At 63.5% G+C, this 21,972-nt stretch carries 38 protein-coding genes; 35 read left to right on the top strand and 3 right to left on the bottom strand.

The annotated features are described in order from the left end of the window. Positions 1-495: 495 nt before the first annotated feature. On the bottom strand, positions 496-735 hold the full coding sequence (locus tag P0Y41_RS14845; RefSeq protein WP_284062037.1) for a hypothetical protein: 240 nt from the start codon (positions 733-735) through the stop codon (positions 496-498). A 119-nt stretch (positions 736-854) separates the two neighbouring features. Further along, the gene (locus tag P0Y41_RS14850) at positions 855-1,073 is read right to left on the bottom strand and encodes a hypothetical protein (protein ID WP_284062038.1); all 219 of its coding nucleotides are present in this window, start codon (positions 1,071-1,073) and stop codon (positions 855-857) included. Between the two features lie 132 nt (positions 1,074-1,205). Between P0Y41_RS14850 and P0Y41_RS14855 the strand changes: the two genes are divergently transcribed. From P0Y41_RS14855 to P0Y41_RS15015, 34 genes are all read left to right on the top strand, one after another. Then, positions 1,206-1,400, top strand: coding sequence for a ribbon-helix-helix domain-containing protein (locus tag P0Y41_RS14855; protein WP_284062039.1), 195 nt, complete (start codon positions 1,206-1,208; stop codon positions 1,398-1,400). Further along, positions 1,397-1,894 carry a winged helix-turn-helix domain-containing protein gene (locus tag P0Y41_RS14860; protein WP_284062051.1) on the top strand — a complete coding sequence of 166 codons (498 nt, stop codon included), beginning with the start codon at positions 1,397-1,399 and terminating at the stop codon, positions 1,892-1,894. Before P0Y41_RS14855 ends, P0Y41_RS14860 begins: the two co-directional genes overlap by 4 nt. Next, positions 1,891-2,127: a hypothetical protein gene (locus P0Y41_RS14865; protein ID WP_284062042.1), complete on the top strand. Its 237-nt coding sequence runs from the start codon at positions 1,891-1,893 to the stop codon at positions 2,125-2,127. Before P0Y41_RS14860 ends, P0Y41_RS14865 begins: the two co-directional genes overlap by 4 nt. Then, positions 2,124-3,320, top strand: a complete 1,197-nt coding sequence (locus P0Y41_RS14870; RefSeq protein ID WP_284062043.1) for a beta clamp domain-containing protein — start codon at positions 2,124-2,126, stop codon at positions 3,318-3,320. The genes P0Y41_RS14865 and P0Y41_RS14870 overlap by 4 nt, the downstream gene beginning before the upstream one ends. After that, complete coding sequence (locus tag P0Y41_RS14875) at positions 3,317-4,366, top strand: tyrosine-type recombinase/integrase (protein ID WP_284062044.1); 1,050 nt, start codon at positions 3,317-3,319, stop codon at positions 4,364-4,366. The genes P0Y41_RS14870 and P0Y41_RS14875 overlap by 4 nt, the downstream gene beginning before the upstream one ends. Positions 4,367-4,573: 207 nt before the next feature. Beyond that, entirely contained in the window at positions 4,574-4,681 is a 108-nt protein-coding gene (locus P0Y41_RS18065; protein ID WP_390214545.1) for a zinc ribbon domain-containing protein, read from the top strand. Then, entirely contained in the window at positions 4,678-5,154 is a 477-nt protein-coding gene (locus P0Y41_RS14880; protein WP_284062006.1) for a hypothetical protein, read from the top strand. The genes P0Y41_RS18065 and P0Y41_RS14880 overlap by 4 nt, the downstream gene beginning before the upstream one ends. A 193-nt stretch (positions 5,155-5,347) precedes the next feature. Next, positions 5,348-5,857: a hypothetical protein gene (locus tag P0Y41_RS14885; RefSeq protein ID WP_284062007.1), complete on the top strand. Its 510-nt coding sequence runs from the start codon at positions 5,348-5,350 to the stop codon at positions 5,855-5,857. After that, positions 5,850-6,161 carry a hypothetical protein gene (locus P0Y41_RS14890; protein WP_284062008.1) on the top strand — a complete coding sequence of 104 codons (312 nt, stop codon included), beginning with the start codon at positions 5,850-5,852 and terminating at the stop codon, positions 6,159-6,161. Before P0Y41_RS14885 ends, P0Y41_RS14890 begins: the two co-directional genes overlap by 8 nt. After that, on the top strand, positions 6,149-7,642 hold the full coding sequence (locus tag P0Y41_RS14895; RefSeq protein ID WP_284062009.1) for a DNA cytosine methyltransferase: 1,494 nt from the start codon (positions 6,149-6,151) through the stop codon (positions 7,640-7,642). Before P0Y41_RS14890 ends, P0Y41_RS14895 begins: the two co-directional genes overlap by 13 nt. Then, positions 7,635-7,784: a hypothetical protein gene (locus P0Y41_RS14900; protein ID WP_284062010.1), complete on the top strand. Its 150-nt coding sequence runs from the start codon at positions 7,635-7,637 to the stop codon at positions 7,782-7,784. Before P0Y41_RS14895 ends, P0Y41_RS14900 begins: the two co-directional genes overlap by 8 nt. A gap of 99 nt (positions 7,785-7,883) precedes the next feature. Then, positions 7,884-8,117, top strand: coding sequence for a hypothetical protein (locus P0Y41_RS14905; RefSeq protein ID WP_284062011.1), 234 nt, complete (start codon positions 7,884-7,886; stop codon positions 8,115-8,117). Further along, the gene (locus P0Y41_RS14910) at positions 8,110-8,325 is read left to right on the top strand and encodes a hypothetical protein (protein ID WP_284062012.1); all 216 of its coding nucleotides are present in this window, start codon (positions 8,110-8,112) and stop codon (positions 8,323-8,325) included. The genes P0Y41_RS14905 and P0Y41_RS14910 overlap by 8 nt, the downstream gene beginning before the upstream one ends. Further along, positions 8,318-8,479: a hypothetical protein gene (locus P0Y41_RS14915; RefSeq protein WP_284062013.1), complete on the top strand. Its 162-nt coding sequence runs from the start codon at positions 8,318-8,320 to the stop codon at positions 8,477-8,479. The genes P0Y41_RS14910 and P0Y41_RS14915 overlap by 8 nt, the downstream gene beginning before the upstream one ends. Next, positions 8,476-8,607 carry a hypothetical protein gene (locus tag P0Y41_RS14920; protein ID WP_284062014.1) on the top strand — a complete coding sequence of 44 codons (132 nt, stop codon included), beginning with the start codon at positions 8,476-8,478 and terminating at the stop codon, positions 8,605-8,607. Before P0Y41_RS14915 ends, P0Y41_RS14920 begins: the two co-directional genes overlap by 4 nt. Continuing rightward, the gene (locus P0Y41_RS14925; RefSeq protein ID WP_284062015.1) at positions 8,604-9,635 is read left to right on the top strand and encodes a hypothetical protein; all 1,032 of its coding nucleotides are present in this window, start codon (positions 8,604-8,606) and stop codon (positions 9,633-9,635) included. Before P0Y41_RS14920 ends, P0Y41_RS14925 begins: the two co-directional genes overlap by 4 nt. Continuing rightward, the gene (locus P0Y41_RS14930; RefSeq protein ID WP_284062016.1) at positions 9,632-9,832 is read left to right on the top strand and encodes a hypothetical protein; all 201 of its coding nucleotides are present in this window, start codon (positions 9,632-9,634) and stop codon (positions 9,830-9,832) included. The genes P0Y41_RS14925 and P0Y41_RS14930 overlap by 4 nt, the downstream gene beginning before the upstream one ends. 677 nt (positions 9,833-10,509) lie before the next feature. Beyond that, positions 10,510-11,127 carry a hypothetical protein gene (locus P0Y41_RS14935; protein ID WP_284062018.1) on the top strand — a complete coding sequence of 206 codons (618 nt, stop codon included), beginning with the start codon at positions 10,510-10,512 and terminating at the stop codon, positions 11,125-11,127. Then, the gene (locus tag P0Y41_RS14940; protein ID WP_284062019.1) at positions 11,124-11,687 is read left to right on the top strand and encodes a hypothetical protein; all 564 of its coding nucleotides are present in this window, start codon (positions 11,124-11,126) and stop codon (positions 11,685-11,687) included. Before P0Y41_RS14935 ends, P0Y41_RS14940 begins: the two co-directional genes overlap by 4 nt. After that, positions 11,680-12,033: a WDGH domain-containing protein gene (locus tag P0Y41_RS14945; protein ID WP_284062020.1), complete on the top strand. Its 354-nt coding sequence runs from the start codon at positions 11,680-11,682 to the stop codon at positions 12,031-12,033. The genes P0Y41_RS14940 and P0Y41_RS14945 overlap by 8 nt, the downstream gene beginning before the upstream one ends. Continuing rightward, a complete protein-coding gene (locus tag P0Y41_RS14950) occupies positions 12,030-12,812 on the top strand; it encodes a hypothetical protein (protein ID WP_284062021.1) in 783 nt (260 codons plus the stop codon). Before P0Y41_RS14945 ends, P0Y41_RS14950 begins: the two co-directional genes overlap by 4 nt. A gap of 2 nt (positions 12,813-12,814) precedes the next feature. Next, positions 12,815-12,976 carry a hypothetical protein gene (locus P0Y41_RS14955; protein ID WP_284062022.1) on the top strand — a complete coding sequence of 54 codons (162 nt, stop codon included), beginning with the start codon at positions 12,815-12,817 and terminating at the stop codon, positions 12,974-12,976. An 85-nt stretch (positions 12,977-13,061) separates the two neighbouring features. Then, complete coding sequence (locus P0Y41_RS14960) at positions 13,062-13,355, top strand: hypothetical protein (RefSeq protein ID WP_284062023.1); 294 nt, start codon at positions 13,062-13,064, stop codon at positions 13,353-13,355. Next, positions 13,356-13,835 carry a class-II aminoacyl-tRNA synthetase family protein gene (locus tag P0Y41_RS14965; protein WP_284062024.1) on the top strand — a complete coding sequence of 160 codons (480 nt, stop codon included), beginning with the start codon at positions 13,356-13,358 and terminating at the stop codon, positions 13,833-13,835. A gap of 3 nt (positions 13,836-13,838) precedes the next feature. Then, positions 13,839-14,573, top strand: coding sequence for a hypothetical protein (locus tag P0Y41_RS14970; RefSeq protein WP_284062025.1), 735 nt, complete (start codon positions 13,839-13,841; stop codon positions 14,571-14,573). Between the two features lie 3 nt (positions 14,574-14,576). Then, the gene (locus P0Y41_RS14975; protein WP_284062026.1) at positions 14,577-14,834 is read left to right on the top strand and encodes a hypothetical protein; all 258 of its coding nucleotides are present in this window, start codon (positions 14,577-14,579) and stop codon (positions 14,832-14,834) included. After that, entirely contained in the window at positions 14,834-15,427 is a 594-nt protein-coding gene (locus tag P0Y41_RS14980) for a hypothetical protein (protein WP_284062027.1), read from the top strand. The genes P0Y41_RS14975 and P0Y41_RS14980 overlap by 1 nt, the downstream gene beginning before the upstream one ends. Before the next feature lie 3 nt (positions 15,428-15,430). Beyond that, on the top strand, positions 15,431-16,030 hold the full coding sequence (locus tag P0Y41_RS14985) for a hypothetical protein (RefSeq protein ID WP_284062028.1): 600 nt from the start codon (positions 15,431-15,433) through the stop codon (positions 16,028-16,030). Continuing rightward, the gene (locus P0Y41_RS14990) at positions 16,027-16,299 is read left to right on the top strand and encodes a hypothetical protein (protein WP_284062029.1); all 273 of its coding nucleotides are present in this window, start codon (positions 16,027-16,029) and stop codon (positions 16,297-16,299) included. Before P0Y41_RS14985 ends, P0Y41_RS14990 begins: the two co-directional genes overlap by 4 nt. Continuing rightward, a complete protein-coding gene (locus P0Y41_RS14995) occupies positions 16,292-16,453 on the top strand; it encodes a hypothetical protein (protein ID WP_284062030.1) in 162 nt (53 codons plus the stop codon). Before P0Y41_RS14990 ends, P0Y41_RS14995 begins: the two co-directional genes overlap by 8 nt. Further along, positions 16,453-17,211, top strand: a complete 759-nt coding sequence (locus tag P0Y41_RS15000; RefSeq protein ID WP_284062031.1) for a hypothetical protein — start codon at positions 16,453-16,455, stop codon at positions 17,209-17,211. The genes P0Y41_RS14995 and P0Y41_RS15000 overlap by 1 nt, the downstream gene beginning before the upstream one ends. A 2-nt stretch (positions 17,212-17,213) precedes the next feature. Beyond that, on the top strand, positions 17,214-17,420 hold the full coding sequence (locus tag P0Y41_RS15005) for a hypothetical protein (RefSeq protein ID WP_284062032.1): 207 nt from the start codon (positions 17,214-17,216) through the stop codon (positions 17,418-17,420). Next, positions 17,421-18,425 (top strand): hypothetical protein, encoded by a 1,005-nt coding sequence (locus P0Y41_RS15010; protein WP_284062033.1) that lies wholly within the window; start codon positions 17,421-17,423, stop codon positions 18,423-18,425. It abuts the gene before it with no gap. A 205-nt stretch (positions 18,426-18,630) separates the two neighbouring features. Next, a complete protein-coding gene (locus P0Y41_RS15015) occupies positions 18,631-19,722 on the top strand; it encodes an O-antigen ligase family protein (protein WP_284062034.1) in 1,092 nt (363 codons plus the stop codon). A gap of 309 nt (positions 19,723-20,031) precedes the next feature. On the opposite strand, the gene P0Y41_RS15020 is transcribed toward P0Y41_RS15015, so the two are convergent. Then, positions 20,032-20,943: a hypothetical protein gene (locus tag P0Y41_RS15020; RefSeq protein WP_284062052.1), complete on the bottom strand. Its 912-nt coding sequence runs from the start codon at positions 20,941-20,943 to the stop codon at positions 20,032-20,034. A gap of 282 nt (positions 20,944-21,225) precedes the next feature. Between P0Y41_RS15020 and P0Y41_RS15025 the strand changes: the two genes are divergently transcribed. Next, positions 21,226-21,546, top strand: a complete 321-nt coding sequence (locus P0Y41_RS15025; RefSeq protein ID WP_284062053.1) for a recombinase family protein — start codon at positions 21,226-21,228, stop codon at positions 21,544-21,546. Positions 21,547-21,972 lie beyond the last annotated feature (426 nt).

Genomic DNA, 21,972 nt, shown 5'->3' on the forward strand with positions numbered 1-21,972 from the left:
TACTGCCGCCGACCGTATGACATTCCGAGGCGCCACATCAGCGGGACTGCGATCATCGGGATGAACGCCGCCGTGTTCGTTGGCTGGAGCGCGCCGAGAACTGCTGCCGCAGTCGCTACGACGGCCGCGATCGTCTGAACCCATCGGTTCCCGAGTAACCCATCCACCGCGTCGCCTGCGGTCGGCTCTTCTGACATAATTCCGATTCCTCAACAGACCGTCTTAGTTTCGACGGTAAGTTAACATAATCAACGAGTTACTCGCGGCGCGGTGCATACTGTATTTCGCGCCCCAGACCGTCCCTCCGTGTCGCTTTTCTGTTTTGCATATATCTGAGAGCGTAAGAAGCTCCGAGAAGACATACCAGTGAAAGCGGGACAAGAGTGAGTGTCGAAGCGATACCCGATCCGGCTACTTCTGATGCGGTTATTCCTGTAACAATCCCGATGGCGCCGTTTTCTAACACACGCTGATCCCACGGCAATCGATCAACTGTCATTTCTGCGCTCGGTCGACTGGTGCCGCCGGCGAGCCGCGCGAGACGCCGACCTGCTCGCGGAACTCCTCGTACCCGTCGCGATCCTCGATGGACTGCAACAGCGACTCGTTGATTCGCATCAGCTCCGGAACCACTTCCGCCGCCTCGATGTCCTCGCGCCACCCCTCCGCTTCCCCCGGTCGGAACAGCCCGAACCCCTCCACGTCTGCGACTAAGCGGAGCAGATCGGATCGCATCGATTCTATCATGTTGGATATAGCTTCCGTTGTTTCACTTTCACTCCGGGTAGTAGGCTGACCCCTAATACCCTCCCGGCGTTACACGATAGTGCCGGTGCCGGGGAGTCCGGTTGCACTCACTCGCCCCCGTCGTCCTCGGGACCGGCCATCAGCGACGGATCCGCAATCGCCGCCTGCATGAGGTTCCGAATCGCTTCGGAGCGAGACATGTTCAAGGGAACGTGCCCCTCGATCTGGGCTTTCTTCAAAGCCCGGTCGAAGTCGTCCTTGAACTCCGAACTAACTGTGGTGGTGACGTTGTGGGTTTCGTCACCGCCATCTGAGGTTGCACTCACACGCGCGATTTGTGGCGCAGTAAGTGAATAGCTTAGGTACTAAGTCACTAACTTAATCAGGTCTACGGATACATGGTGAAACAAGTGCAGCACCAAAATGACTAAGTTAACCACCTACTAAGCAGGGGGCGCATGGCGCTATCAGCCAACGTGACCGTCACCATGCCGATGGAGATGGTCAACAACATCGACGAAGAGGCCGATTTGCTCGGGATGAGCCGCGCGGAGTACATCCGCAACGCTGTTCGGACGGCCAACGGAACGCCGTTCGACTACCCCAACGATCTGCTCACCGAGAAGAAGAACGCCGCAACGACCGAAGCATGAACGGGGGCCAGTCTCACACCACGCCTGCCAGCGAGTCCGAGCCGACCCCCGAGTCGTCGAACGAGGCCGAATCCCGTAAGCCTGCCGTCACCGACGAGTCCCCTGACTGGGATCTCATCGGGGCGGTCGCGGCCTCGGAACACCGCGCGGCCGTGCTCGAACGGCTCGCGGAGAGTCCGGCGACGCCGTCGACGATCGCGGAGGCTACCGGCCTGGACCTCTCGCACGTCTCTGGGACGCTTGGCGACCTTCGCGAGCGTGGCGCCGTTACGCTGCTGGTGCCCGAAGAGCGCCGGAAGGGCCGCCTGTACGACGCGACCGACGCCGGCGAACTCGTCGCCGACCGCGTCGCCGACGTGGGGTGTGTGATGGCGCGCACCGTCTACACGGTCGAGGGTGACCTCGGTGAGTTCAAGACGTACTCGGCTGGGACCGCATCGGCCTACGCCGAGATCGGGCGTCGCGTGACCGCCCAATCGGAGAGTGACGCATGAGTGCCGAGACGCCCGCGTACGTCTCGGACGGGTTGGTGGTCGACCATCACGACCCGCACGAGTTCATCATCCGGTGCCCGAGCTGCGGGCGGCAGGGCTCGCGGGGCGACCGTCCGGGCGAGAACGATCGCCGTTGCAGCCGGTGCAACCGCATCATGGGTGTGACGCCCGTGCGGCCCCAGCGCTCCGGGTGGGCCGCCGACGCCGCTCGCGAGGAGGAGGTGCGTCCATGAGCGACGACCTCCCCGAGACGGTGTACGAGAGTCGCCGCCGCGGCAATGGCGGCGGGATGTTTCACCTCGACGAGGAGTGTCGGCAGCTCAAAACGACCGAACCGCGGCCGGTTGCGCTGTCTACGCTCCCGCCGGCGTTCCGCGAGTGGTGCGGTGTGTGTGGCCCCGACGGGCGAGCACAGCGACCCCCCGAGAACGCCTCGGGGAAGTGCGCGGACTGCGGTCGGCACGTCGGTAAGCCCGCGCTCGACGAAGAGGGCGTGTGCATCGGATGCCAGTCCGACGACGAGGACGATCGGCGCCTCGTCGCTGACGGTGGTCAGGTCGTCGAGGACGACCGAGAGAACGAGTTGGCGCAGGAACCCGCGGAGGAAGCGCGTGTGTCGTTCACGACCGCGGGCGACCCGCTCCGGTCGTTCCTGCGGTACCCGGCGCCGCTCGTGGACGAGTGTGTCGCCGTGTTCGACGACGACGGCTTGCAGATCAAGGCCGTTGACGCCCCGAACGTCGGGATGGTGGATGCGTCATTCCCCGCCGAGGGGTTCAGTCGGTACACTGTCAGCGGCGACGAAGACCAGACCGGTGTGAACCTCAAGCGGTTACGGAAGACCCTGAAGTGGGCGCGAAAGGGTCGCGGGAGCAACGACGGCGATCCCGTTGTGGTGGACGTGTTCGACCGCCGGATTCGCGTTCGGATTGTCCGCGAGGACACCCGTATGACGCGGCGCTCGGAGTGGTTCGCGATCGACCCCAACAACATGCGACCGCGTCCAAGTTTCCCCGGTCTCGACCTTCCGAACCGTGCCCGTCCGTCCATCGACGCGCTCGGTGACGCGGTCGCCGCGATCGACTCTCGGCACGACTACGTCCGCGTCACTCGCGACGGCGAGACGTTGGTCTTGGAGTCGCGGAAGGACGCCGACCCGGACGACGACACGACCGCCGACCGCGTGACCATGCTCGGTTGTGCGTGGGACACCCGCGACGACGGCGCGGAAGCGTGCTCGTCGCTGTTCAGCATGGACTATCTCGCCGATATGGTCGACGCCCTGAACGCCGCGAAGGCCGACGATGTGACCCTCAAGTGGGGCGACGAGTTCCCAACCGTGCTTCAGTTCCACAACGAGGACTGGGGCCACGAAGGCCGGTTCATGCTCGCCCCGCGGATCGAAACCGACGAGGACGAACCGTGAGCGACGCGCCCGACCTCTCTCCCCGGGAAGCCGCCCAACGGTGGCTCGACAAGCGCGCCGTGTCGCTCGCGGAGCACACCCTGACGGACTACTGGTACCGGCTGAAGCAGTTCGTCGACTGGTGTGAGGAGGAGGAGATCGAGACGATGCGCGACCTCACGGCGTGGGACATCAACCAGTGGGACGCGAAGCGCGCCGGCGACGATCTCGCCCCGGTCACGCTTCGGAACCACCAGCAGACGGTCCAAGACTGGTTGCAGTGGGCCAGCGACGTGGGACTCGCTGAGGACGGCGTCGGCGACGCGATCGAGGTGCCCGACATCAACCGCAGCGACCACGTCTCGGAGGTTCGACTCGCGCCCGATCGCGGCGAGGCGCTACTCAAGGCGTGGCGCTCGTCGCCGAACCGCGCCTCGAAGCACCATGTCGTGCTCGAGATCCTGTGGACGGTCGGCTGTCGGATGGGCGGCCTCCGCGGGCTCGACGTGAGCGACGTGGACCGGTCGGCCGGCGTGTTGGAGTTCCGGCACCGGCCGGACGCGGACACTCCGCTGAAGAACGGCGTTGAGGGCGAGCGCGACGTTGGCATTCCCGACGCGACGGTCGAGGTGTTGGACGAGTGGATCAGCGTGCAGCGGCCGCAGGTTCGCGACGACCACGGTCGGGCGCCGCTGCTTCCGACGACGCACGGCCGCGTTTCGTTGACGACGCTACGGAACTGGTGCTACTACGCGACCGTTCCCTGTCGTTACCAGGACTGCCCTCACGGCGAGAAGCAAGCGACGTGCGACTGGTTCGCGGGTCGCGGCGCCTCACAGTGCCCGTCCTCGCGGTCACCGCATCAGGTCCGCTCGGGGAGCATCAGCTGGCAACGTAACCGCGGCCTCGGCGTCGAGGCCGTCGCGCGCCGTGTGAACGCGAGCGTCGCCGTGATCGAACAGCACTACGACCATCCGACGAAGCGCGAGGAGTTCCGCGAACGCGAGTCGCACCTCATCGACTCGTTGGATCTTGAGGCCGACGAACACCACGGTGAGACGCTATGATCGGAAAACCGCCCCAACCCACTTCTGACCCTATCACGAATCGACAGCCGGTAGCCTCTTCCTTATCCCACGGAGGTGAACGGCGGTGAGCCGCACCCGTCGCGTCGATTTGTCGGCGCTTCCCGCGCCGATCTGCACGGTCTGCGGCTCCCCGATTGGTGAGGACGATCAGCGGTGTCCGGCTCTCGATGATGGGAGGTGTTCTCCGTGAGCTACTGCCCGAGCTGCGGCTCCCGACTCGTTACACGGACGCCGTTTGGCAGCGGGATCCCGCGCCGCGTCTGTCCCGAGTGTCCTGGAGGTGACGAACGGTGAGCACCGACGACCGCCGCACGCTTCCAGACGCGGCCGAGGTGACGGTCTCCGACGCCGTCAGCGGCGACGTGCTCGATTTCGAGGCCGCGATGGGCGGTACCTCGTGGGACCGCGCCGACGGCCTGCACGCGCTCATCGAGCGGGCGAGCACCTACGGCTGGCGTGTGTCTCTCCCGGACGGAGAGGACGCACACAGCGTCGCCCTCGCGGACGAGAGCGGCGCGTTCGTCGGTTGGTGCGACTGCGAGGGCTATCACTGGAACGACGGGCCATGCGCTCATCTCTGCACGCTTCGCAAGGCCGCGTTCATCGGCGGCGAGACGACGACCGGCGAGCGCGTCCGGATCGCGTCGACCGCCGTCGAGGACACACCGTCAGGTGAGGCCCTACCGGACGGCGGCCACCAGATCGATCGGGCGCTTCGAGAGGATGCCGTCGGCGACCGCCGCGTCGGCGGGGAGGGTCGCAGATGACGGATCGGCCGTTCGCGACCGTCTCGGCCCGTCAGCGACGGCGGTTCCGGCGGTCCTCGCGAGCGCGCACACCCGAGGGCGCGCACGAACCCCGCGCTACCCCCTCCCCGGGGGGGTGTGTAGCGGAGGCCCGTTCCCCGTCGCCGTCTGCGTATTACACGAACACCAACCTGCTACACACGGAGGCTATCTGATGCCTCGCAACCAACAGAGTAAGAGCAACGACAGCGCGCAGTTGTCCGTCCGGTGCGACGCCGAACTGAAGGAGGACTACCAGGACGTGCTCGACGAGCGCGGCGACAGCATGAGCGACGACCTCCGCCGACACATGGAGGCCGTCGTTCGACGCGAGCGCGGTCGCGACACCTCCGACGAGTTCCGTCCCGACGACGACACACTGGCGCGCGTCTACGACGCCCTGCTGGCGTTCGCGAACGAGGACCTGAAGCTGACCCTCGACCACTACGACAGCGCGGTCGCCAACGAGGCCGACGTGAAGAAGGGGAGTCTCGATGCCTTCACCCACCGGCTCCAGCGAGAGGGCTACGTGAACCTGTCCGGCGACGGGCCGAGCGTCCGGCACTCGAAGACCTACGTCCGGGTGAAGCCGCCCGCGGCCGACCCCGACGAGTGGATCCACCGGCACCGGACCGTGGCCGAGCGCCGAGAGGCGCGGCGTGGGGGTGTTCCCGCCGATGACTGATGATCACAACGCGGGAGGTTCTCAACTCGCGCTCGACGACCATTACTGTCCGTCGCACGAGTCGCTACGTGCCGCCATCACGCCATCTGAGACCGGGAAATGCCTGCGGCTGGAGAGTCCCCACGGGACACTCTCGTGGGTTCTTCAGAGCGCCAACGGCAACATGTGGCGCGTTGCTGAGTTCAACAACCAGTGGAAGAAGACGTCCATCGGATTCGCGATCAATCGCGTGAACAGTAACGGGCGCTGGAACTGGAGCTACGTGCCGCTGTCGGACATCGAGGTGGAACCATGGGCGATATAGACGAATCTGGAGGTTCTCACCTGACCGCCGTGGACCTGTTCTGCGGCGCTGGAGGATTCAGCCACGGGCTCGCACTCGAATGCGAAAATCTCGGCTACGACGTGCGACTGATCGCCGTCAACCACGACGACGACGCGATCGCGACGCACAAGCGGAACCACCCGTGGGCCGAGCATCACAACGCGAAAGTCGAGGAGCTGCACCCGCCGAAGGTCGTTGGTGACGACGACGTGGACCTGCTCGTCGCCGGCCCGGAGTGTACGCACTTCAGCAGAGCCCACGGATCGCAACCCGTCTCCGAACAGCGCCGCGCGAGCCCGTGGCACGTCGTCGACTGGGTTCAGAAGACGCAACCCGAGGCGGTCCTCGTCGAGAACGTCCCGGAACTGAAGTCGTGGGGACCGATCGACGACGACGGGAAGCCGACGCGAAACGGCGAGACGTTCGAGGCGTGGGTCGACGTGATCCACTCGCTCGGCTACTCGGTCGACTACGACGTGCTGAACGCCGCCGACTACGGCGACACGACTTCGCGGCGTCGGCTGTTCGTCGTCGCCCGCCGTGGCGGTCGTGCTACCCACCCGGAACCAACACACGCGGAGTCGCCCGGCGAGGACCGCGATCCGTGGCGGTCGGCCGCTGAAGTGATCGACTGGAGCGACCGCGGATCGTCCATCTGGACGCGCTCGCGGCCACTCTCGAACAACACGATGCAGCGGATCGCACAGGGTATCCGCGACCACTGTGACGACGACCTCGCCGACTACGCGGACGTGGTCGCCGGGATCGGCCCCGACGACATCGAACGGATGCAGGAGGATGTCGTTTCGGTCGACGACCTACCCGACGCGCTCGACGAACGCGACGAGCCGTTTCTCGTGTCCGCGACGGCGTCCGCGGCGACCGACGGCGGAACTCGGATGGTGATGGGCCAGCAGTCGAACGCCCGTGCTCTCGACGCCGACACGGAGCCGGTGCCGACGATCGCGACGCGCGGCGCCGTTCACTTCATCGAAGCGCAGCCGTTGAAGCCGCGGAACCTGCCGGCTCGCGGGCTTCACTCGAACGCGACCTACGAGGCAGACGACCGGCCGCTTCACACGGTGACGGCAAGCAACCACGACGGGCACCTGGTCTCGCCGTTCCTCGTCGAATACTACGGGAACAGCGACACGGCACCCGTCGACGAGCCGTTGCCGACGGTGACGACGAAGGATCGGCACGCGCTGTGCGTTCCGAACCTCTCACCGCTGGGGCTCGGGCTCCGGTACCGGATGCTCCAGCCGCGGGAACTCGCCGCGGCACAGGGCTTCCCGAGCGACTACGAGTTTGTCGGCGACACGAAGGCGTCGAGGACGGCACAGATCGGGAACGCTGTCCCCGTGAACCTTGCCCGGGCACTGGTCAACGAGGCCCTCACGTCGACGGCCCCGAGTCTGAACAGCTACGGCAGTCCCGAGGAGGCTCCGGCGGATGACTGAGCCGGATGCAGTAGACGACACAGATATTCCTCAGTCGCGGATCCGCTGTCTCGGCTGCGGGAACATCGAGAACAGCGTGAAAGAGCACCGCCGGCACATGGCCCGTGCGGATCACCTCGACCACGGCGAGACCTACCTGTAGGCCCCGCCGGCGACTCCTTCTTACGGTCGCAAGTGATTAATTCCATAGCTGAATACATCACTAACAAGACTTGTAGGCAAAACCACCGTTCACGCGAACATGGGAGTGCAAACACTCCACGAGAAGCAGAACGGAACCCAGCGAACGTATCACGTCGTTTCTGTCGAAGACGCGACCGGCAAGACGTTCCCGCACACCTTCGAGGACACCGCGGACGGAATCGAGTACCGCGGCGCCGGTGAGCCCGGCGAGATCGACGAGCGCGACGACGCGCCCGCCTCGGCCGTCTCGACGTTGGAAGCGTACACCGGCGAGGAGCTGGGCGATGACTGACGCATGGACGTTGGTGTGGGCCTACGGAACGGCCGGCATCCTCGGCCTCAACGTCGGTGCGATGTTGGTCGCGAGGTTCCCGACAGACCCGCTCGGCTACTGGGGCGGGGTCGGTCAGGGGATCGCGCTGGCGCTACTCGCCGTCGGGATGCTCGGTCAGTATGTCACCCTCATCGAAGAGTCGGATACGGAGGGTATCAATGCCTGAGACGTACGAACAGGCCAAGGAGGCAGGCGTTCGGACGCCGGGCTGGGACTGCGCCAACTGCGGCCGGCCGGGCTTCGAGCACGAGATGGAGCAGACCCGCGACGGCGAGGGGCGGATCTGCTATCGATACATCTGTCCGGGTGGTGAGACATGACCTGCTTCAGCGGGCCGTTCATCGCCGCAGGGTGTGCAGCGGCTATCACGTTTGCCGTTGTAGTCACGCTGTTCTGGCTGATCATCGGCGCCGCGGTAACGCTGGCAGCGATGGAGGGGCCGACGTGAGCGAGGCCGTCGAGTTCGGCTCGAAGGCGGCTGCGGACCGCGCTCGCGAGGAGCACGCCGATCTCGTTTGTCCCGTGGACGACGACAAGCGGATGCGGACGGTCCACTTCGTCAGCGACACGCCCGACACGCTCCTTGACCGACTCCGCGCCGAGGCCGACGAGGGAACCGCCCAGCGCGAGGACCGCGGCCCCGGTCAGGTCGACCTAACCGACGCCGAACGCGGGCGCCTCGACTTCTCGAAAGGCCGGGCAAACGTGCTCTGGGCGCGCTCTATCAAGGGACTGGCCGCCCGCCACGGTGTGAGCGACTGGACGAGCTACGTCGACCCGACCCTCACGGTCGACGAGCACCGCGAGGTGATGGAGAACGCCGGCCAAGAGGGCGGCGGCGCCCGCGCCGATCCGGACCAGCGCGACGCCGACCGGGAGGCGAACGCAGCCGCCACCGAGCAGGCCGAAGGCTGCAACCACGCCCGCGGCCACTGCGAGCACGGCGACCCCGACGCCTGCGAGTTCCTCCAAGAGGCGTGTGGGTACTCGGAGGCGGAGGTATCCGACCTGCTCACGGAGCCGGACCCAGCACCCGGAGACGGGCCGACCGACGACGATGCCAGCCCGCTATCGCCGCCGGACGATCTCGAGGGAGCGCGTGTCGGTGCGTACCTCCGGTCGGTCCGGGGCTATCTCAACGCGACCGACGCTGTCGCCGAGCACATCGAGAAGCTGCGCGAGTCGCTGGAGCACGCGAACGACGCGGCGCGGGCGGTGAACGGCATCCGAACCGACGCGGGGCTGGAGCCGATCCACTTCACGAAGCTGGAGGATGCGAACGCCGACCTCACGGATCTTGTGCGGATGGTCGCGACGACCTGCGAGGAGTGCCATGCAGACCACTCCGAACACGGTCACGACGTGACCGCCGGCGACCGCGAGGACGTACGAGAGGCGGCCGTCGACGGTGCGGGTTCGACGCCCGTCGGCGTGAGTGACGAAACCGAACGAGCAGCTACGGAGGCAGACACATGACACAGATCACGATCAGCGACCCGACCGAGGTACAGGCAGGCTACTGGAGCGCCGAGATTGTCGAGGATGGCGACCTCATCGCAGAAGCGCACCTCTCGCCCGATACGCTCCCGGACTTCGACGACCCGCGCGAGTTCCGTGAGTTCCTCGAAGCGATGGCTGAGGGCGTCGGTGCGGCCGAGCACATGGACCTATGAGCGGCCACACCTGCCCAGCCGACGACTGCGATTTCGGCACTGGCGAGTTCAAGACCGCGAACAGTGTCCGCTCGCACATCAACGCGATGAGCGACGATCCCCACGCCGACAAGGAGGCGCTGCGAGCCGAGCTCGAAGCTCAAGAGCCGGGCGACGAGGGGGGCGACGAAGGGGTCGAAAGCGCCCCCGAGGGCCCCGCTACCGAGTCCCCGGCCGAGGAGAGCGGGGAGAAGGGCGAAGAACAGGGCGGAGAGGGGCGCGAGAGCGCCGAATCCGAGGCGACCGAAGCGGCCCCTGAAGGGGTGCTACCGACGACAGCATGGCAACCGACGACGAGTACCAACAGCAGCAGGGGAACAGCGAAGGCGAATCGAGCGACGGCAGCGCTTCGGAAGGCGATTCCGAAGGCGACGAGAGCGGCGCCGGAGGGGCGCTTCAGGGGCGGAAGCGGCCGCCGCTGGGGGCCTGCTTGCCGGCTCTATCGGCGGGGTGTCCCCTCCACTCTTGCTCGGGCTGGCCCTTGGGGCGGTGCTCTTGGTGCTCCTCGTCACCGCCGACGGTGGCGGAGGCGAATCAGGCGATCCAGCCGGCTCAAGCGGCGCGGAAGGGGCGGAACCGGGGGGCGCTGAAGCGGCCCCTGAAGCCGGTGCCGGCGAGTCCGGGGGTGGTCTGACCGCATGAGCGACCCCGAAGAGCAAGCCGAATCCCCAGACGGCAGGGCTGAAGAGAGCGCCGACGAGGGGGCGCCCGAGGGGGCCGAAAGCGCCCCTGAAGGGGCCGCTACCGAGGGCGGTAGCGACACCGGCGACGAACAGCCGGACATCGAGAGCGACGAGCAGGCGATCGTCCCCAGCGACATCGACCCCGACGATGTTGAGGCGGAGGCCGGTGCCGACGACGAGAACGAGAGCGAGGACGCCGGCGACGACGCCGCCGAACCGACCGAGCCGGGCAGCATGGCGGACGATGCGAACCCGGATGCGTCGGTCGCGAAGGCTGGCGAGATGTACGTCTCGGTCGTCAAGTCCGTGACCAACGCCCAGATCCGCAAGCACGGCGGCGAGAACGAGCTGGGGCGCGACCACTTCGAGCAGTACGACCTCGCGGACCACTTCAACGAGACGATGGACATGATGGGCGTCGGGAGCGACCTCGAACCGCACGAGGCGCTACTGTTCGCTACGGTCCTGTCGATGGGCGACGGCCTCACTCGTGAGACGGACGTTCTCGACAAGCAGATCGACCGGCTGATGGAGAAGGCGATGGGCGGAACCGGGGGTGAGGCGGCCGCATGAGGGGGATCAGAAACCGCGCCGTCCGCAAGATGATGGCGAAGCTCAAGGAGATGGGCGCGATCGACCACCTGACCGGCATCATCGCCGGCGCCGAACACGAGGTACTGACCGCCGCCAAGCGCCTGGAGGACGCCACCGACCAGGACGTGATCGGCGAGGTGCCGGCCGTCGAGATGCGCCGAGACTCGCTCGAAGCAATGATCGACGCGATGGCCGGCGGCTCGTTCGACGACCTCTGGCTCGAAAACGTCGCGCCCGAACTCCTCGACACCACCGACGGCGTCGAGGGGTATCTCGGCGCCGACGCCGACGAGTGGGAGGCGCAGATCGCCCGCTGGGCGGAGACGTACCGAGAAGGCGGCGCCGAGGGCTCCGACCGAGCGCTCGCCGACCACCACGTTCGGAACAAGTGGGGCGTGGACCTCGCGACGTTCGAGGATCGCGTTGTCGAGTTCGACGGAGGAGAGGCGGCCGAACGACTGTTCGCAGCGAACTTCCGCGCCGCCTGTACGGTCATCCACAACGCCGCAGACGAGCTGGAGGGCGACGCGGATGAGTGAGACCGACAGCGAACCGAAGGACAAGACCGACGTGTACCGCGAGCGGAACCTGAACGCGCTGCTGGCGCTCCGGGCGCTGAGTCTGCTCGATCAACACAACCTCGCATACGTGCCGATGGGCTACTGGCACGACACCGACGACGTGAACGGCGACGAGTGGGCGGTCGTGTGGGCCGACCTCCCCGACGAGGGACAGGCGGGCTGGCATGTCCCCACCGAGATGGTCCCCGACTGGCTCCCCGAGCGAGATCCCGAGTACGACGGGTACAGTACGCCCGAGAAGAACCGCCGGGTGGCGCTCGCGGCCGGCGTCGACCCGGACGCCGCAGGAGTTCGCGAGCCGTGACGCGCCGGCTCCTCGGCGCCATGAGCGGGCACGGGAAGTCCTTCGTCGGGCAGTCGATCATCGAGCGCAACATCCCCGAGTTCGAGCACGTCGCCGTCCTCGACTTCAAGGACGAGTACCGCGGGCTGGTGAAAGCCGGCTTCGCCTCTCACTTCATCGTCGGTCCTCGGGAGGCGTCGTGGTCCGTCAAGATGTGGGAGTCGTTCATCGCGGAGAACGGCGCCGTCGTGCTCGCCCGCTACAACCTTCCGCCGGAGGAGTGGCGGACGGTCTGTGCCCGCATCATCAAGGCCGCGCGTCGCCTCGGCGACTCTCTCACGGCCATCGACGAGGCGCACTTCGTCGCCCCGCAGACGGGGAAGGTGCCCGACGCTATCGAGGGGCTGGCAACGACCGGCCGCGGTGAAGGTGCGTCCTCGTTGTGGATCACCCAGCGGCTCGCGAAGCTGGAAAAGACGGTCGTCTCACAGTGTGACGAAACGGTACTGGGGGCGTTCAAGGCCAAACAGGACCGGAACCAGATCGAGGCCGAGTACCCCGTCGACGTACACAACCCGTCCGTCTCGCGCGTTCCGTCGCTTCCCGAGGAACTGCACGCGCCGGACGCCGGGCCGGTCCCGCTGCGGCAGTTCGAGGACGACGCGGGCCACATCATCGGCTCGGAGTGGATATTCGCGAACACGGCCGGCGAGATGGACCGTTGGGACACCCGCGGCTTGGAGATGGAATCGACACACTACGGCCCGGAAGGCAACCCGATTCACGACCCGAACCTCTGACCATGGCCCGAGAACGCACCACGCTGAGCGGTGAGGACGCCGAACAGTTCGCGGACATCCGCGAGGACCTGAGCGAGCACCGCCGCGGCGAGCTCTCGAACGCCGAGGTTGTGCGCCGACTCATGGAGATGTGGGAGAAAGAGCAGTCGCCCGGCCGTCGCTGATCACCAGCGACGCAATCAGGACACACGCGACGCAATCCCTGCGCAGGCCGCCTTTTTCGCCCCCTCTCATCGGCCCGGGTGTAGCATGGCAGACATGGCAGAGGCGTTCGACGCACTCGCATCGACCGAACTGTGGGAGTCCGTGGCCGCGATCTTCGCGGGCTTCATGGCCCCCACGGTTCTCAAGAACCTGACTTCCGGCGTCGCGCCGGACATGGTGAAGGACAACCCCGAGGTATACGGGCTCGCGGTCGCAGCCGGCGGCCAGCTCTCCCCGATGTACTCCTACGAGATCAGCATCGGCGGCGGCCTCTACACGGTCGACAAGGCCGCGGAGCGGTTCGACATCAAGTCGACGGTTCAGGGAGTGGGGGCGTAGATGACTGAAACGCTTTCCAACCTCGGCACGCGGCAGGTCGAGGCCACCGAGAAGACCAACGTCGTGGATCAGGCGACCTCGGTCCTCGGCTTCTCGCCCATCGACGGGATGGTCCTGGAGATCTCGAACATGGGCGGCGCGGGCTTCCCCATCCAGGCGAAGCTCCGCGACTCCAACGACGACCCGCTCCCGCTCGACACGGAGGTGACGATCCGATGGGACGCACCCCACCTCGATCAGCCGCAGGTCGTCTCCTACAAGCTCTCGAACATCGGCACGTTCCGCCGTCTGAGCATCAAGGAGCAGCAGAACGAGGAGTACCGCGACCGGACCCGTGTCGAACTCAAGGGCTCCGCGCTGGTCGTCGAGGACATCGAGAGCGTCGAGGTGTTCCTCGAGTCCTCGGAGCAGATCGACTGGGACAACTCGGAGTTCTACTTCGACGACAAGGCCGTGACCGTCCGGTCCGGGGGGGACTGAGCGATGGCGGACGAATCCGCCGTGCGCTCGCGGCTGAAGTCGGCCAGCATCAACCGCGACGAGTTCACCAAGGCGAGTTTCGACTTCACCGCCGGCACGCCCGGCGAGCGGACCGAGGTCGCTTCCGTGCAGGTCAACCGGGCGCACATGCTCCGCGAGACCAACGCCACGGAGTACGCCATCATGGCGTACCAGGAGTTCACGACCGACGGGACTGCGGACAACCAGGAGACGTTCAACCTCTCGCACGACCTCATCGACTCCGGAGCGGTCGACACCTCGCTGCTACTGTACGAAGGCGGTTCCGTCGTGCAGCCCGACTCGGTGGACTACGACGCCAACACCTTCGACTACACGAGCGGGGGCACCGACACCACGCTGGGCGTCTACTACGCCGCGGGCGATCAGGCCCAGCTCGAACTCGTCAAGGAGGCACCGAACGGGACGAAGGAGACCGTCGACTCGCGGCTCATCAACAAGCTGCACCTGCGTGACAACGCCAAGGAGCCGGTGAATCTCTCGCTCGGGCGGTCGTACTGGCAGCGGTACGTCCCGACCGACTGGACGCTCTCGCTGTACGTCGACGCGCCGTACACGGCGGCGTTCATGCAGGACGTCGACGGCGACGGCGAGCCCGAACCGGCGGCCAACGCGCTGCTGTCGATCCCCTACTCGGCAGCCACCGGCTCCATCGAGGGGCTGGGCGCGGTGGTCCGCATGGACGCCGCGAGGCGGTAAACAATGTCCGGCGGACTCACGCCGGCCGCGACTGGCGGCGCTCCGACCGGCACCGAGCCGTCGGACCGTCTCACGACCATGACCGACGGCGCCGCCATGCCGGGGTACGTGGAACCGGGCACGCCGGCACAGCCGGGCGCCCCGGTGTTCGAGAACGCGCTGGCGGGTACCTCGGTGACACCCGAGGACATCCAAGTCGCGGCGGCGCTCATCAACGTGCTGCTGTTCGCGTCGCTGGTGTACGTGGAGGTGAACCGCTGATGGTGGGCGGACTCACCGGCCCGTCGTGGGACCAGGACGGCGGCGGTGGCGGGACGACCGACACCACCGACGACACGGACTCCGGCGGCTCGGACGACTCCGGCGGTTCGAGCGACTACACGAACGACACCGAGGACATCGAGCAGGACCAGACCAGCGACGACCTCGATCTCGGGCAGGCCGACGGTGGCGGGCTCGAATACGACAGCGAGGACTCGGCCGGCAACGTCGTGGACTCGGACGGCGACCCGGACACGGGCGGCGTCACCATCATCAGCGACAACAACAGCGACGACCCGGCGGCCGACGACGCCCAGCAGGATCTCACCGACGACGCGCTCGACACTATCGGGGGCTCGGACGGATCGGACGGTTCGGGCGGGTCGGACGGGTCGGACGACACCGGCGGCATCGAGAGCGGGGTAGTCGACAGCGAGAGCGGCGAGTACACCGACGGCGCCGACACCGACAACCAGCCGGACAACACGCCCGCCGACACAGAGACACCGGGAGTCGGCGGCGACATCGGCAATCCGGCGCTGCTGGCGCTGGCACTCGTCGTTGTCGGCTGGGTCATGTACGGGGGTGAGTAGCCCGTGGCGGATGTTCGAGTTCGGCGCGTCGAGTTCGAGGGTCCGGCCGCGGCGGGGGTTCCGATCCCGATCCGCGTCGGCGTCAACAACAACGAGACGGCCGCGTTCTCGTGGGAGGAGAAGACCTGCAACACCGGCGGCGAGTACGGACACAAGACCGACGTAACCCTCGTCATCCGCGACGCTGCCGGCGAGAAGGTCTTTGATGAGACGGTCCGCGAGTGCGTCCCCCGGAACCGTGTGGGGCAGATGCTCGGGGCGAACGCGGCTGTCGAGTTCGACCCGGAGCTTCCGGCGGGAGAGTACACGGTGGAGGCGACCGTTTCGGTCATCAAGGAGGAGCGGACGCACTCCAGTACGCCGCGGTCCCTGACCGTCGAGGAGGACAGCAGCGCGCTTCCTGGTGGCGACGACCCCGGCGGATCGAATCCGTTCGGCGGGGGCGGCGACGACCAAAGCGATGACGGCGGAAACAACCCGTTCGGCGGCTCGGGCGACGCGCTCGGGCTGCCGAACAGCAAGGTCGTGCTGGCGCTCGTCGCGCTGCTGGCTATCGCGTGGCTGGCGAACAGCGCGAGCAACACCGCGGAGGCGTTCACATGATGGACCTACTGGCGAGCTACGCGGTGCAGGTGTCAGCGGGTATCACCGCCACGTCGGCGCTCGGCATCCTCTACGAGGCCCACCGGATGCGCGGCGCTGTCGAGCGGAATAGCGAGCGGGGCGCAGCGAACAAGACGCGGTCCATCGGCAATCGCCGGTGGCTCCAACGCTTCGGGGCGCGGCTCGTTGGCAACGAGAAGTACCAGCCGCCGCACCGCTTCGACCCGGACGAGGAACCGCGACCCGACGGAGGGCGACAGGATGGCTAACATCGAGAACACCGAGTACGAGGACATGACGGACGAGGAACTGAAGCGGGTCCGGGAGAAGATGGACGACGACACCGGCCGGACCGGCGGTGAGAGTGACGGCACCGACAATAACGGCGGGGCGTACGCCGATCCTCCCGAGGAGGTGCGGTGATGCCCTGGGTACCAGAACCCGACCCGGACGACGTTCCCTTCAACGAGCCGTACACAGCCGAGTTGGACGACGGCGAGAAGGTGACGGTTACGTTCACGCCCGAGCAGTCCGGTAGCGTGTTCTATCTCCCGATTCTTGCCATCTCGAAGGTCCGCGGCACGATCTACGAGATCCGCGACGACGGGAGCACGCAATACGGGCCGGCGGCCATCCCACCGACCGACATCGACGACATGACCGTAACCTTCGCCCCAGCAAAGCGCTTTCGCGACTCCCAAAGTAATCATCCGAAACACGTCGGGAGCACCCCAGACGTACCACATCCAGCCGGTCGGTTTCGAGCAGATCGAAGGGGGTGCCTGAGAATGGTACTTGATACCACCGCAGAGGTAGACAAAATCGACTCCGTTCGTGATCGCAACGGAGACCCACGACCACCGGCAAACGCCGACAAGCAGGATGTAACAAACGCCCGGCTCGGGAACTACGACAGCCTGACGCAAGTTGTCCACTCGACTGGCGGGACCGACGCCGAACCCTTGCCGTCTCTCGACGTGCCTGAGGGAGCTGGAGTGCTGGTCGAGTACAAATCCGACAACTCGGGCGACGTGTTCGTCGGTGACGCCGACACACAGGAGTCGCCGCTAACCGGCCGTACGGACTCGCTGTTGTTCAGCGTCACAGATACGTCACTCATCCACGTTCGGACGCCGAACGCTGGTGACGCTGTCGTGGTCACGTTCGAGGGAGGCGAGTAAGCGTGCTCGAAAGCATTTCGAGCATCAGCGGATCGAACCTCGGGTACCTCCTGTTTGGGATACTCCTGGGGCTGGGCGTCCCGTTTCGGTACGGTATGGAACGGATCCGGGGACTATCCCGCGCAGCACTCGACAGACTCCCGTACAAGCCGCCGCAGACGAGCCGATCCGACCGAGAGAACACCAAGACCGACATGGAGGACAACTAAATGCCAGAGAGAACGCCGGCGACCGGCCCGAACGCGATTCGGGGAAGAGACATCGAACCTAAATCGGTAAGTACAGAGGAATCGTTTACCGATCCAGGGAATAGGACACACACGCGCAAACTGCCCTTGAGAGATGCAATAGAAGTTGATATTGCGAGTGGCGACAGCATCCAAGCCGCAATCGATGAGGCAGCCGCCCCAGATTCACGGAGGAGTGGATCGGTCAGAATCCAAAAAGGTCCCATCACTAACGACTTCCTCGGAGACGTGTCCGCAAACGATACGTTGCCAATCACAATCGAGGGTGGCGTCACGCTCTCGCTATCAGGGGTGTGGCTCCGAGAGACGGCATCGTCAGCCGGTTCGGTGTTCGATTTGAAGCCAAACGCAACTGTCTACGCCGATGGGGCAATGCTATCGGAGTCGAGCGGTGTTGGGTCGTGGTTTCGATTTAACGCGGATCTTGAATCTATTGCGAGCCAAGATCAAACGGCTGTCTACGGCTACCCCCGTGTTGACACGACTAACGGCACCCCAATTGTTGAGTTTCGACAGACGAACGGGAATAGCGTTGTCGGCGGGTACGCCGAAGTCCACGCGTGGAACGCGGGCGGCGTCGCGCGCTTTCATTCTGGCGGAGCAAACGGCTGGGCGAATATGAATCGTGTGGAGGTCCGCGGCAACGTTTCTGCTGGGGAGGCTTTTGTGTTTGATTACGATGATGGCGTTGAAGTCACCCTCAACGTGGTCAATTCACACGGGTTGAATTTCACCGGCGGCGATCGGATCGCACTCTTCGACAACGCGGACTCAACTACTGCCGGAGTGCGGGCAAACGTGTTGCGAGGGACGATGTTTGACGTTGCGTCAGTAACGACCCCGTGGGAATGGACAGCCAACTGCGACAGTAATAACAAGGTTATCCGCAGGTGGCCAACCGTCGCGGCAGGGATAAACGACTCTGGGGACGAGACGAACGAAGCGGTCGCCGACATGACGATCTAAAAACTCGGATTGGCACCTCATTTTTCAGTCTTTCCAGCCGAGTGTTCCAACGGATTGGCAAAGTCTAAATTCGGAGCGATGTAGGCATGCATATCGAATGCGACCTCAAATCTATACTCGCCTTTTTGCTCTACTACTTTCTTTGCCGATCATCGGCCACTTCATTCCGTACGGTTTTGATCTCGGCTTATATATTACACCGCGTATGATAGGTGTCTTTTTTGTAGGTTCTTTCGCATTTATAACGGCAATCAAAGAACGATATGTCAGGCTCACGCACTCGGATATTGGAATTTTTGTTCTACTCTCTATCTTGATCGCCAGTTCATCTTGGTCTCCAAGTCCATACGAATCTATGCGCCGAGCTATTGATCTCGGCTTAATGATGATTTATTATGGATCTATCGTAGTATATCTCGGTCGAGATGATGCTCTACAGGAACTCATCCGAGTACTTCTAATTATCTCGACTTTGTGGGTAGGATACGGAGTGTTCGAGATCGCTTTCGGCGACCTCACGCTAGGTATTGTCCCGTATATTAGCCGAAACGAACTTTCGCGCAATCTCTTAGCTCTCATCCCACTCATGGCACTCGTCACCCATTGGAAGACCGGATGGACAAAAGTGGCGTACGTGGGGCTGACTGCGTCTATGATTTTCCTCATTCCTCTTTCGGGTTCCCGGGGAGGTATCGTTGGGCTTGTTTTCGTACTTGGTGCATTGACTATACTGTTTCTTCGGTCTATCGCCGAACTGGAACTCTTGAGACTACTTCCAGCTGGAGCTGTGGCAGTCATATTATTCGGCCTCGTTGTACTTGCTGCAGTCCATATCGGCATATTCCCACAAAGACTAACGAGTATCCCGCTCACAGCGGGCGCGTTCTCGCCTGAGGTTTTGGGACCGCAGCGCTATGATGTTCACAAAGCGGAGCTTGTTACAATTCAGCGGCACTGGTTGACTGGTGTCGGATACGAAGGGTTTGTTGTCTTGACTGAGAAAATGTACGAGATCGGCTCCTTCCGGGCACACAATCTGATTACACGTGTCTGGATGGCGGCTGGTATTGGACCAGTTCTCATACTGCTGGCAACCGGATTATCCATCATTCGCAATTATACTCGAGCGATCTACAATCTGGATAGTATAGATCAGATGTACCTCTCAGCACTCTTTATTGGATTTGGTGGGATCACCGTCGCCGGAATGGTCAACATCGTGATTGACGAGCCACTTTGGTATGTCTTGATTGCTGTCGGGAGCAACTTGATTCCGGAAGAATCCAATAGGAGTTGAATGCTCATTAATTGGCTCTGTTGAAACCCTCTTGCTGTCGTGCGATTTGTTGAGACGGTAATTTAGCACCGTAACCGAGAAAATCGGTCAGGAGACTCGCTCTTGCCAATGTCAGATCTGAAGGATTTCAACAGAGCCCATTAATTGAATTCACACGAATTGAGTACATGCGTTCAAATCTAAATTTGACATTTTGATGCCAATCTCATTCATAGGTCCTCTGAATTCGAATGCAGACGCAAGAGGATCAGCTCGGCCGTGAGTACAGAGAAAAATGGCATGACGAATACCCAATAGTATCTGAGTGATTTAATGAATAATGTGCAGAAATAGAGCACAGAGAGAATCAATGATTGTCCCAAAACAGAATTTGGGCTTGAAGCAATTATCTGGATTGGTTGGCTTCGAACCTTCCGAGATATCAAAATTGCTGCGGGAACACAGACGTGAACAGTCGACACAATCCGCAAGACCAAGTAAACTCACCCAACGTATCGGATTTATAAGCGGATTTCGCACAGGAGTAGCAACGTAATCTCCCGCAGCAAGCACCGAGGACAAAATAGCTTGCTGGAATGACTCAACACCCCAGATAACCCCAACAGTGCCATAACTGACTGCAATGACAAGCAACCCAGCAGAAATATAAGAGAATACCCACTCGCGGGTACGCTTGCTTCGATGAATACCCCAGAGCAAAATTGGTATTGCCGCTAATGCAGTATATTGAGAGAACATCGCACCTGTGGCGATACTGACGCCTTTCGCGAATGGCTTCTCAGTATAAAGGGCGAAGAGGAGACATACGACGGCAACTGAGCGGACATTAAGGATAGTTCCATTGATCAACGGGAGAGTAGATAGGTAGAGTAGTGCAGCGGCTTCACCAAATATCAAAGAGTAGTCTTGAGCAACCCATCGATAGAGTAAGACTGCTGCAAGTGCATTAGATAATCCAACAAATGCAAAGAACGAAAGCTCGTATTGTCCCGTTTGATAAAATAATACATTGAGGATCTCAAAGAGAGGTGGTTTGTTGTCGCCCGCATTGCCGAGGTAAAGTGCCTCTCCAGAACTAACTGCTTCCGCGACGGGATACCAGACTTCCCGCGCATCGAAAAACAAATTCGAAAGACCTGCTCGCACCATTAGGAATTGGTAAGAAGCCTGGCCAATGGCTACTGTGGCAAGAAATATAGTAGCGAGACGTTCCCGATTCACAATCACAAGGTAAATGGAAATTCTTGTAATATTAACTGTTGTTCTTCAGCGATGCCAGGGATACTGAGAACTTGTTAGCGGCCGATTCTTCTTTGACGCGGTGAAATGAAGTTCGCGAGTGTATCAGGAACCCGGCAACCACCACCCTGAAATTAGTACTCGATTCTGCGCTCGGATGTGTACTGATCCGGTGTCCGGAGAATCCCCCGAGGGTGGGGCTGAACTTTAGTCCTGCCCAGACTGGGCGTAAAGGCTGGATATTAAGTGCTCGAAGTGGTGGGCGTGACCGTCGCCTGTTACACCCGCGTTTCCACCGCGAAGCAGAACCTCGAACGGCAGTTGACTTCGACGAAGCAGTACGCCGAGGACACCCTCGGCGCGTCGCTCGCCGAGATCGAGGTCTACCGCGACAAGTCGAGTGGCACCAACACCGCCCGCGACGCCTACCAGCGGCTCATGTCCGACGCGGAGGCCGGCGAGATCGACGCCGTCGTTGCGCACGAGGTCTCGCGCGTCGCCCGCTCCATCACCGACCTGGAGCGCACCGCCGAGCGGCTGCGAGAGCTGGCGTCGAGCTGCACATCGTCTCCGAGTCGCTGGTGATGAAGCCCGACGAGGAAGATCCGTACCAGCGCGCGCTCTTTCAGATGCTCGGTGTGTTCGGCGAGTTGAAGCGCGGATCAAGCGTCAGAACATCCGCGAGGGGATCGCGGCGCGCCAGGACTCCGATGAGTATCGGCACGGTCCCGCGCCGCTGGGGTTCGAGAAGGACGACGGTCGGCTCGTCGAGGGCAGCGACTACCACCGCGTCGTTACCGTGCTGGAGCAGGTCGCCGCCGACGAGATGAGCCAGCGCGCGGCGGCGCAGGAACTCGATGCCGGTCGGAAGACGGTCCGGCGGGCGGTGAACGAGCGCGCAGAACTGTACGGGTTGTAGCCTACTGCCGCCGACCGTATGACATTCCGAGGCGCCACATCAGCGGGACTGCGATCATCGGGATGAACGCCGCCGTGTTCGTTGGCTGGAGC

The sequence above is a fragment of the Halobaculum halobium genome, from assembly GCF_030127145.1.
Classification (GTDB): domain Archaea; phylum Halobacteriota; class Halobacteria; order Halobacteriales; family Haloferacaceae; genus Halobaculum; species Halobaculum halobium.

Coding starts and splice junctions, on each gene's coding strand:
- P0Y41_RS14940 (WP_284062019.1), top strand. CDS start 11,124: ATGAGGGGGATCAGAAACCGCGCCGTCCGCAAGATGATGGCGAAGCTC.
- P0Y41_RS14890 (WP_284062008.1), top strand. CDS start 5,850: ATGACTGATGATCACAACGCGGGAGGTTCTCAACTCGCGCTCGACGAC.
- P0Y41_RS15010 (WP_284062033.1), top strand. CDS start 17,421: ATGCCAGAGAGAACGCCGGCGACCGGCCCGAACGCGATTCGGGGAAGA.
- P0Y41_RS14920 (WP_284062014.1), top strand. CDS start 8,476: ATGACCTGCTTCAGCGGGCCGTTCATCGCCGCAGGGTGTGCAGCGGCT.
- P0Y41_RS14910 (WP_284062012.1), top strand. CDS start 8,110: ATGACTGACGCATGGACGTTGGTGTGGGCCTACGGAACGGCCGGCATC.
- P0Y41_RS15015 (WP_284062034.1), top strand. CDS start 18,631: ATGATAGGTGTCTTTTTTGTAGGTTCTTTCGCATTTATAACGGCAATC.
- P0Y41_RS15000 (WP_284062031.1), top strand. CDS start 16,453: ATGCCCTGGGTACCAGAACCCGACCCGGACGACGTTCCCTTCAACGAG.
- P0Y41_RS14915 (WP_284062013.1), top strand. CDS start 8,318: ATGCCTGAGACGTACGAACAGGCCAAGGAGGCAGGCGTTCGGACGCCG.
- P0Y41_RS14855 (WP_284062039.1), top strand. CDS start 1,206: ATGGCGCTATCAGCCAACGTGACCGTCACCATGCCGATGGAGATGGTC.
- P0Y41_RS14995 (WP_284062030.1), top strand. CDS start 16,292: ATGGCTAACATCGAGAACACCGAGTACGAGGACATGACGGACGAGGAA.
- P0Y41_RS14945 (WP_284062020.1), top strand. CDS start 11,680: ATGAGTGAGACCGACAGCGAACCGAAGGACAAGACCGACGTGTACCGC.
- P0Y41_RS14935 (WP_284062018.1), top strand. CDS start 10,510: ATGAGCGACCCCGAAGAGCAAGCCGAATCCCCAGACGGCAGGGCTGAA.
- P0Y41_RS14885 (WP_284062007.1), top strand. CDS start 5,348: ATGCCTCGCAACCAACAGAGTAAGAGCAACGACAGCGCGCAGTTGTCC.
- P0Y41_RS14975 (WP_284062026.1), top strand. CDS start 14,577: ATGTCCGGCGGACTCACGCCGGCCGCGACTGGCGGCGCTCCGACCGGC.
- P0Y41_RS14990 (WP_284062029.1), top strand. CDS start 16,027: ATGATGGACCTACTGGCGAGCTACGCGGTGCAGGTGTCAGCGGGTATC.
- P0Y41_RS14960 (WP_284062023.1), top strand. CDS start 13,062: ATGGCAGACATGGCAGAGGCGTTCGACGCACTCGCATCGACCGAACTG.
- P0Y41_RS14955 (WP_284062022.1), top strand. CDS start 12,815: ATGGCCCGAGAACGCACCACGCTGAGCGGTGAGGACGCCGAACAGTTC.
- P0Y41_RS14895 (WP_284062009.1), top strand. CDS start 6,149: ATGGGCGATATAGACGAATCTGGAGGTTCTCACCTGACCGCCGTGGAC.
- P0Y41_RS14865 (WP_284062042.1), top strand. CDS start 1,891: ATGAGTGCCGAGACGCCCGCGTACGTCTCGGACGGGTTGGTGGTCGAC.
- P0Y41_RS14970 (WP_284062025.1), top strand. CDS start 13,839: ATGGCGGACGAATCCGCCGTGCGCTCGCGGCTGAAGTCGGCCAGCATC.
- P0Y41_RS14860 (WP_284062051.1), top strand. CDS start 1,397: ATGAACGGGGGCCAGTCTCACACCACGCCTGCCAGCGAGTCCGAGCCG.
- P0Y41_RS14905 (WP_284062011.1), top strand. CDS start 7,884: ATGGGAGTGCAAACACTCCACGAGAAGCAGAACGGAACCCAGCGAACG.
- P0Y41_RS14930 (WP_284062016.1), top strand. CDS start 9,632: ATGACACAGATCACGATCAGCGACCCGACCGAGGTACAGGCAGGCTAC.
- P0Y41_RS14900 (WP_284062010.1), top strand. CDS start 7,635: ATGACTGAGCCGGATGCAGTAGACGACACAGATATTCCTCAGTCGCGG.
- P0Y41_RS14965 (WP_284062024.1), top strand. CDS start 13,356: ATGACTGAAACGCTTTCCAACCTCGGCACGCGGCAGGTCGAGGCCACC.
- P0Y41_RS14870 (WP_284062043.1), top strand. CDS start 2,124: ATGAGCGACGACCTCCCCGAGACGGTGTACGAGAGTCGCCGCCGCGGC.
- P0Y41_RS14845 (WP_284062037.1), bottom strand. CDS start 735: ATGCGATCCGATCTGCTCCGCTTAGTCGCAGACGTGGAGGGGTTCGGG.
- P0Y41_RS14980 (WP_284062027.1), top strand. CDS start 14,834: ATGGTGGGCGGACTCACCGGCCCGTCGTGGGACCAGGACGGCGGCGGT.